Annotated in this window: 4 protein-coding genes; 1 reads left to right on the top strand and 3 read right to left on the bottom strand. The window is 33.3% G+C overall.

From position 1 onward, the window contains the following. Nucleotides 1-594: 594 nt before the first annotated feature. A complete protein-coding gene (locus CF599_RS18975; protein WP_121967490.1) occupies nt 595-2,580 on the bottom strand; it encodes a S8 family serine peptidase in 1,986 nt (661 codons plus the stop codon). 261 nt (nt 2,581-2,841) lie between these two features. Between CF599_RS18975 and CF599_RS18970 the strand changes: the two genes are divergently transcribed. Then, nucleotides 2,842-4,968 carry a M3 family metallopeptidase gene (locus CF599_RS18970; protein WP_121967489.1) on the top strand — a complete coding sequence of 709 codons (2,127 nt, stop codon included), beginning with the start codon at nt 2,842-2,844 and terminating at the stop codon, nt 4,966-4,968. A gap of 79 nt (nt 4,969-5,047) precedes the next feature. Here CF599_RS18970 and CF599_RS18965 read toward each other — a convergent pair whose 3' ends face one another. Beyond that, nucleotides 5,048-7,684, bottom strand: coding sequence for a hypothetical protein (locus tag CF599_RS18965; protein ID WP_143824842.1), 2,637 nt, complete (start codon nt 7,682-7,684; stop codon nt 5,048-5,050). A gap of 75 nt (nt 7,685-7,759) precedes the next feature. Continuing rightward, entirely contained in the window at nt 7,760-8,809 is a 1,050-nt protein-coding gene (locus CF599_RS18960) for a hypothetical protein (RefSeq protein ID WP_143824841.1), read from the bottom strand. Nucleotides 8,810-9,043: the final 234 nt, after the last annotated feature.

Here is a 9,043-nt window from a genome sequence, read left to right as displayed (position 1 = left end):
AATACTGTTGTTTTGATTGTTTTCTACTATATACTGTTATTAAGTGATAATAGCCTGTAATGCCTATTGTATTCTAACATTGAGATTTTATATTGATTCATTGTACCTATATATAGGTACAAATACGAATACTCCTTATGTAACATGTTTTTGATTCTTTGTCCCCTACTTTCTTGTTTTGGGTTGTCATTATTCCTTTATATGTACCTTGACTGTATTGTTTACAGCTACTTTTATTTGCTAATCTGTTCTATTCTATCATTATAGCACACATTACCCACGAAAACCACATACGTTCTCCGCTCTAATTTTGAATGTATATCGTTATATATCAGACGTTAAAAACTATTATTATATTGCCCAAATAATTAAAAAAAACTCCCAGATAAACGTATATCTAAGCCTATGTCATCCCATTCAACACTTCTTCAACATTACCACAAGATTGCTCTGCTACAAAGCCTTTTTGTTGAAGCATTCTTGTAGAACTCTTGACGCAGTCTTGATGTGCTTAGTTCAAATTTAAAAATGCATAAAAAAACCGAAGCGGAATGCTTCGGGTTCTTCTTGATTATATATAAATTATTAGGAAACTTACTTCTTAATCACCTTAGTCCTTATACGTTCTCCACCAACTTCCATATAAAACAGATAAACTCCCTTATTTAAGTCAGTCATATCTATAGTAGCTCTATTAGTAGCACTAAACTTTACTATCTTCACTAATCTATTACTAAGATCAAAAATCTCTACTTCTGAAATCTTAAATATCTTATCCTTTTTTATTTCAATATTCACATAATCTTGAACTGGATTAGGCCATACCACTATATCTTTTGGATCCACTATAGCATTAACCGAAAGCTCTTCTATACCTTTAAATTCATCATTACTAATCAATAAACTATAGTCTTGTCTCCCATATTTAAGTTGTCCTTTATGACTTACGACTACCTCATACTTCCCTGCTTCTGCATCATTTATTTCAATTCGCTCTAGATTATCCGCATCATTATCTCCTTTAAACGCTTCTAAACGTGCAAAATCTTTATTAAGGAACCATGGGTGATACTCTACTCCATCTTTAAATACACGTATATCTAAATCGTTTATCAACTTCTTAGTAGAATTATCTTCTTGCATTTCTTCTTTATTAAATACCCCCTCTACATCCGTCCAACTCAAGGTTACTAATAATCTATTTGCCTTTTCATTTAAGTTGAACTTATAAGAATACTGTTTATCATTTAATAAAGTACTTTCTTTTAATATAGCTGTATTATCCTTTACATTCTGTAAGTATTCAACTCCATTAGGAGCATTAACCATTCCCCAACCTATCATTTGGTTTGGTTTCATTTCTTTTAAATATACAGCCGTATGAGTTAATAATGCTCTTAATGTAGCCGAACGCAATGGAAATTGAAATATATCTATAGCTTCCTGTTGCCATAACGTTAAAATAGCAGAAACACTAGGAGCCGCCATAGAAGTACCACTTGACACTTTATATAAGTCTGTAGATTCACTATGGCCATTACGAGAAACATTATATGCTGTAGAAACCACCAATACTCCAGGTGCTGCAATCTCAGGTTTTATTCTAAAATCATTAGTCGGGCCAAAACTACTAAATTTAGCTACTTCTAGCTCTCCAGTATCGTCTAATCCTACGGCTGCTACAACGATAGCATTCTTAGCATTAGCATTACCTAATAATAAATCATTACCCTCTTTGCTTGGATTCAATTTATCAGCATCTTTCCTATCATTACCAGCAGCTATAACAGGTTGATAATAGGGAGATAAATACGTAATCTTATCTAACTGGTAAGCATCTTTATTATAGTAACCAAAGTAAGAAGGCGGTACCAATGGTCTACCTTCATCTATTGCAGATATACCATAAGAATGATTTGATACTAATAATCCCTCCTGAGCAGCACTAGTCATCTCAACAATATCATTGTCCCAATCATAACTCCATACCTTAGCTTCTGGTGCTAATCCCTTAGCTTGAGCATAAGTTCCCTTTGCAATCAAAGTACCTGTTACATGTGTTGCATGATCCTTACCGCGAATGGCATTAGCTAATTCTTCACCAGATAATAAAGTCAAACTAGGTGCATGATCTCTCAATAGCACACGACTACCATAATTCTCCTGAAATTCTATATGTTTATCAAAAACTGCCTGACCATCCCATACTCCGATAATCATACCTTTTCCTTGTAGATTAACGCGTAAGCTACCTCCTCTTATCAACTCATTAACACCTGTTAGCTGACGTGACATAGCATTCTGAGTACTGTAATATATAGGTAGATTTTGTCCTTCTATTCTTCTAAGTTGATAATAACGTCCATCTTTATATACTCCTTTTGCTTCAATCTGATTAACTTTAGTATACTTAATCACTTCATTATTGTCCTTTCGGATTTCCTCAGTAAAATTCTGTATAAGCTCCTTTCCCCTTATTCCATCATATTTATCACTGATATCTCTTCTCAACTGAGTGCTTTGTGCCGCTACAGATCCATACACCAATAAACCACATACAATACCTAATACTTTTTTCATCTAATCCTTCTTATAGAGGTTACTCTTTCAAAACAAAATACATTTTCTCATTAGAAAACTTTTGCAAAGATAAAAATACAATCAAAATCTCAACAAGTGATTAAAAATCATTATAAATCTACCCATTCAAGATAAAACAATGTATTTTCACTTCATATAACCAAAAACTACACCAACCCTACTTGCAATACCTAATTACTTTCCTATATTCCAATCTAAAATATTTATATTTGGACAAATCTAACAATAACCTTAATATTTATGAGAATCAAAAATACCGTATTAGGTGTAGTAGCAGGTGCTTCAATCTTATCGATGTCATGTAACAAAGCTAAAGATGCAGCAGCTTCTTCAGGAGATTGGAACGACAGTAATGCTTTCTTTAACGAAAGTACACTTCCATACTTTACAGCTGACTTTGACAAAATCAAAAACAAGGACTTTAAACCAGCCTTAACTGAAGGAATGCGCCGTCAAATGGAGGCTATCGATAAAATCGTAGCAAACACAGAAGAACCAACTTTCGAAAATACTTTAGAAGCTTTAGAGCGTTCAAGTGAATTACTAGATAGAGTTAATTCTGTATTCGGTCTTCTAACAGGAGCCCATACTAACGATGAGTTAAAAGCCATAAATGCTGAACTAGCACCTAAATTTGCAGGTCATAATGATGCTATTTACTTAAATGACGGACTGTTTCAACGTATCAAGAAACTTCATGATAACAAAGCTACTCTTAACTTAAACGAAGAACAAGGTAGACTTCTAGATGTTTATTACCAAAACTTCGAAATAGCTGGAGCTAACTTATCTACTGAAGATAAAGAGAAACTTAAAGTACTAAATCAAGACTTAGCTACCTTAAACAATACATTTGGTGATAAATTATTAGCAGCTACTAAACAAGGTGGAGTAAAATTCACTAAAGAGGAGCTAGCTGGATTATCAGATGATGAGCTAAACTCAATCAAACAAGCTGATGGAACTTACTTAATTGCATTAAATAATACAACACAGCAACCTGATTTAGATAAACTGACAAATAAGGAGGCTAGAAAGAAACTATTTGACCAAGCTTGGATCAGAGCAGAAAAAGGTGATGATAACGATACGAAATCAACTATCTTAACTTTAGTAAAAAAACGTGCTGAGAAAGCTAAACTTCTAGGTTTTAATAACTATGCAGAATGGAGCCTACAAGGAACAATGGCTACTACTCCTGCTAAAGCAATCAACATTCTTAAAGACTTAAGCCCTTATGCTGTAGGTGCTGCTAAAGAAGAAGCTGCTGATATACAAGCATTAATTAATAAAGAAGCAGATCCATTTACACTGACTGCTGCTGACTGGAATTACTACGCTGAGAAAATCAGAGAAGAGAAATATGCACTAAACCAAAATGAGCTAAAACCATACTTCGAAATGAATGCGGTGTTAGAAAATGGTGTATTCTATATGGCTAAACAGTTATATGGTCTTACATTTAAAGAGCGTAAAGATATCCCTGTATGGCAAGAAGACGTTAAGGTATACGAGATCTTTAATGAGGATGGTAGTCAAGTAGGTTTATTCTACACAGACTACTACCAGAGAGATTCTAAACGTGGTGGTGCTTGGATGAGTAACATCGTAGGTCAGTCTAAATTACTAAATAGACTTCCGGTGATTTATAACGTAGGTAACTTCCCTAAACCAGCGAAAGGACAGCCTACATTATTATCTCAAGATAATGTAATCACTATGTTCCATGAGTTTGGGCATGCTCTTCACGGATTCTTTGCTAATCAGACTTACCCTACATTATCTGGTACTAATGTATCACGTGATTTCGTAGAATTCCCTTCACAGTTCCATGAGCACTTTGCATTCGAACCATCAATCTTAAAGAACTATGCTAAACACTATAAAACAGGAGAAGTAATCCCTGATGCATTAGTTCAGAAAATGAAGAATACTGCTACGTTTAATAAAGGATACAGCATGACTGAGTTATTAGGTGCGTCATTAATAGATATGGAATGGCATACTATCTCAGTAGATAAAGATATTAAAGATGTAATCGCATTTGAGAAAGAATCTTTAGCTAAATACGGATTAAATTTACCTACTGTACCTCCTAGATATAGAAGTACATACTTCAGCCATATCTTCGCAGGTGGATATGCTGCAGGATACTACTCATATAAATGGTCAGAAATGTTAGACTATGATGCATATGCATGGTTAGAACAACATGGTGGTATGACTCGTGAGAACGGTCAAATCCTTAGAGATAAAGTATTCTCTAGAGGTAACTCTGTTCCATTAGACAAATTATACAAAGACTTTAGAGGTCAAGATCCTACTATCGATGCTTTATTAAAGTATTCAGGATTTAGTAAGAAGTAATCAGACCGATTTGAATTAATAAAAAAACCTCTCAATCAAAAGATTGAGAGGTTTTTTTATTAATATATTGTTTTTTACACTAATTTCTAACTTTATTCGGTTGATGCTCTTGTGCATAATCAATTGCCCAATGAACAAGGTTTAGTAAAAACCACGAATTATAGACATCTCCTTTATTACCATAACTCTTAACTAATGGATCTCCACCAGTAGAAGCGTTTAGCGGATAAGAAGTAGAAGTAGCTCGATTATCAACATATCCCCCCATAAAAGTAGAACTACCAACACCTACAAAACCAAGGCTTTTATGTACAAAAGTGAAACTATCATCTTTTTCTCCTCCAACAAGACTTATAAAATCGTCTGGTAAATTACTAAATAAAATAGTAGTCCCATTATCATGGCCTGCTAACAATTTACTATATAAAGCATTATTTGCAGATCCAGTACTAAAGTAGGTTCCTTTTTTACCTAGAATTAATTCAGATGCATTTTCAGGGTTTGATGAAACAGCAACAAAAGGTCCTGATGTTCCAGCACTTGCAGTAGAAATAAAAGATCCTGTTGGAATATTACTTAAAAAAGAATTCATAGTAGATGCATTCCCTTCTCCATATACGAGCACACCATCTGACTCCTTAATATAATCAGCTAATGCAATCAATTGAGGTGTGTTTTTATTAAAGTTATTTCCATTATTTGCACCTATAAATACCATATCAGCTAATAATAAATTATTTCCAAATTCAGTTGCATTGGTAGTAAAATGTTTTGTATAATCAACTCCAGGTCCTGTTTGAGTTAAATTACTTATTCCTAGAATCCTAAGACCCGCAATACGTACAACTCCATCCCAACCGAAATTCTTCAATGTACGCACAACTCTCGGACCAGAAAACCAATAGCTACCCGGACCATTAAATCCCCCTGGCTGCCAAGACTGCCCTGTTCCACCACCTATCGAATACATATTCATAGAACGATATACAAAATCAACATCTACATTCAAATTTTCATTATGATTAACTGTACTATTCGTTGTAAGATGATATTGAACAGTTGGTAAATCTACACCTGAATGTCCATATGCCTTTAATGTAATAGTGACATCACTACCTTCCTCCGTTTTATCAAACGTACCTTTACCTTTAAAATAAACTCCATTTATAGGAATAGTCTCTACTTCATAATCACCAGCATAAATAACTTTAACTTTTACCAACATAGTAAAACTATCTCCTAGTCTAACTCCATCTAATCTTTTCTCCATATCAGTTTTAGGAGTTACATATGAAATTTTGTTATATATAAAACTAGGACTAAATAATCTACCTTCTATTAATCTAAAATCAAGTGGTTTTGCCTTAACAGGTAACTTAGCTATACAAGTATTATTTAAGTCTAGTCCAAGTCCACTAAAAGTTAAATCAATAATAGGTACCGATTTGGTTACTCCTGATGTAGCTGTTAATGTAATCTCTTTTATATTAGATTCCCCTTTTACATAATCCAACACTACCGTTCCTGAAGAATAAACTATATTTTGGGAATTAGTATTATTCTTTGCAAACAGAGTAGTAATACCTGGTGCAATCACTTGAACTTGAACTTTCATTGTATGCCCTGATGTTAGAGCCTCATCTTGTACAGCTTGTCCACCATAGCTAATTTTATCACATTCTACGATAGAAAATGAAACATCCTCTGTTTTAAAACTAGAAGTAAAAGATTCAGGAATATCTCCTACATTAAACTTAGAATTTCCAAATACTATTATTGGAAAAACACCATGATCAATAGGAGTCCCACTAGATTGTAAAACAACAGTAGTAATACCAGTGGAATTAACAATTTTCGTCCCTTTAAATTCTACGCCATTTGCTAGAGAAGTATAAAAGACTAATTTACCTCCTTGAGTTACATTAACTGTAACTGTCATCGTATTCGAAGCATCAACCTCAACACCTTTTAAATACTTACCATTAGCAACAGCATTGGTTATCTTAAAATTAGGCATTGGCTTCTCAACAAAATTATACTTATCTACACAAGTGCTTTTAAGACCATTAAGACTAATGGTCAATAAATCACCAGGTACTAACGGCTCACCTGTGTTTAAATCTCTACTATGTCCTATCTTTGGTTTACCATCACCTTTTAGGTAAATCTGGTACACACCTGTATCTGGAAAAGTTCCTTTGGCTCTAAAAGCATATCCATTATTTGTTGAAACAAGTACTTCATACATACCCGCTTTAGCTACAGTCACGCTAACCACTATTCCATTAGAACCATCTAACTCGCGATCTTGATAGTAATTACCTAGAACTTTTAAATCATTACATTGACTCGATGTTATAGTAAAAATAGCAGGAAGTATATCTCCACATAGACTAACCCAGCTTTTCTTAGTTGAATTATAATAATTCACACATCCAGTCGAAGTATTAAAAATCAGTAAGCCTTTATCATTACTTTCATTAATTACAATTGCATCACGTTGATTTGTAGACATACGGGGTAATAGAAACCCCTTCTCAATACTTTCTAAATCAAGAATTCCCAAATCATATAATCCTCGATTTCCATTCTCTTTAGTAACACTATTATCAGAAATACGAGCACCTCTATTTACAGTTTGCCCGTTTACTGAAATACTGAACACCAATAATAAAAACAGAAAAATGGATTTGTAATATATATCAAATATTTTCATAGTATTCATTTCATAGTATTAATTAAGAAACACACAAAAATTAAGCAAGTCTCCCTTTGAGATATAGCTAAATTTTTATTTATTCAATTTATTACCCAATAAGTACTTCACACTCCATTCCATAATATTTACAAATAGTAGGCTGTTATAGACATCACCTTTACTAGCACTATTACCATAATCATACTTAGGTATTGGTTTTCCATAAATATCACTCACTGTAGGGTAAATTACATTACTAGAATTCGTAGTAGTACCAATCATCCAACCTCCATCACCTATAAAAAACACTCCATACTCTTTATGTTTACCTGCCCATAACCAGTTAACATCATTATCTCTTGAAGCTATTCCTTGCATATTTGCTCCCATATTACTAAAGTAAGATCCATTAGTAGCATCATTACCTAGACGCTTTCCATTTAACTCGCCAAAACTACTCTTAGAAAAATCACTAGGAATATTAGCCGAGATAGGATTAGTCATCGTATAACGAGTTTCATATGAAGTTCCAGCAGCTGTAGGATCAACAGATCCTATGAATGAAATAAAGTCTCTTTCATAGTTTTCTAATGAATAGACTACAATTCCTTTGTCGTTTTTAACAAACTTGCTCAATCCTTCTGAAGCAGAACCATAAACTCGTCCTCCTACTACTACAAAAATCATATCAATCTTATTGCGATCTATCAAAGTACGTAGAGCACTTTCTGTACCTACACTACCTGAAGTATAAATATTAATTGAATTAACCTTTACTAATCCCGAAGGTCCAAAATTACTTTGAGCAGTTAATATGCGTCCTAATGAATAAGTAGTATTTTTAGTAGGTCCATAAACACTACTCCCTATTACAAGTATATTTATGTCATAATATTTATACGTTATTTTAAAGTTACAAACACTAGACTGTTCTAGAGCACTATTAGAATAAATAAAATACTGTATATTAGGCATTTGTTCTATAGGAGTTCCTATTGCCTTCAATATAACAGGTTGAGTACCTGTTACAGTAAAATTACCTGTTCCAATAAATGTCACACCATTTATCGTATTTGTCTTAATCTCATAAGGTCCAATAGCTACAACATTAACATTAGCTGTAACATAATTATTATCTCCCATAGGCATTCCAGGAACATAAATACTATTATTGGTATTTACAATAACAGACGAACAGTCTAATGTATATTTTACAGGTTGTACTGTTAAAGGAATACTATATGTATTTATATATTTAGTATCAATAGCGTCCTAAACGCTTAAAAAAAGGCAAAAAAAAAGAGAGTAAATTAAGGATCTCAAATTATCTTTGAGTTGCACACCAAAAAACACTCTCTCTATGACAAATGTAACTTT

Origin of the sequence: Myroides sp. N17-2 (assembly GCF_002286775.1) — a bacterium.
GTDB lineage: Bacteria > Bacteroidota > Bacteroidia > Flavobacteriales > Flavobacteriaceae > Flavobacterium.
Note: the sequence above shows the minus strand (reverse complement) of the source record. Positions and strands in the feature narration are given on the sequence as shown.

Bases quoted from the DNA above. Each gene is read 5' to 3' on its own strand.
- CF599_RS18975 (WP_121967490.1), bottom strand. From the start codon at position 2,580: ATGAAAAAAGTATTAGGTATTGTATGTGGTTTATTGGTGTATGGATCT.
- CF599_RS18970 (WP_121967489.1), top strand. From the start codon at position 2,842: ATGAGAATCAAAAATACCGTATTAGGTGTAGTAGCAGGTGCTTCAATC.
- CF599_RS18965 (WP_143824842.1), bottom strand. From the start codon at position 7,684: ATGAAAATATTTGATATATATTACAAATCCATTTTTCTGTTTTTATTA.
- CF599_RS18960 (WP_143824841.1), bottom strand. From the start codon at position 8,809: ATGGGAGATAATAATTATGTTACAGCTAATGTTAATGTTGTAGCTATT.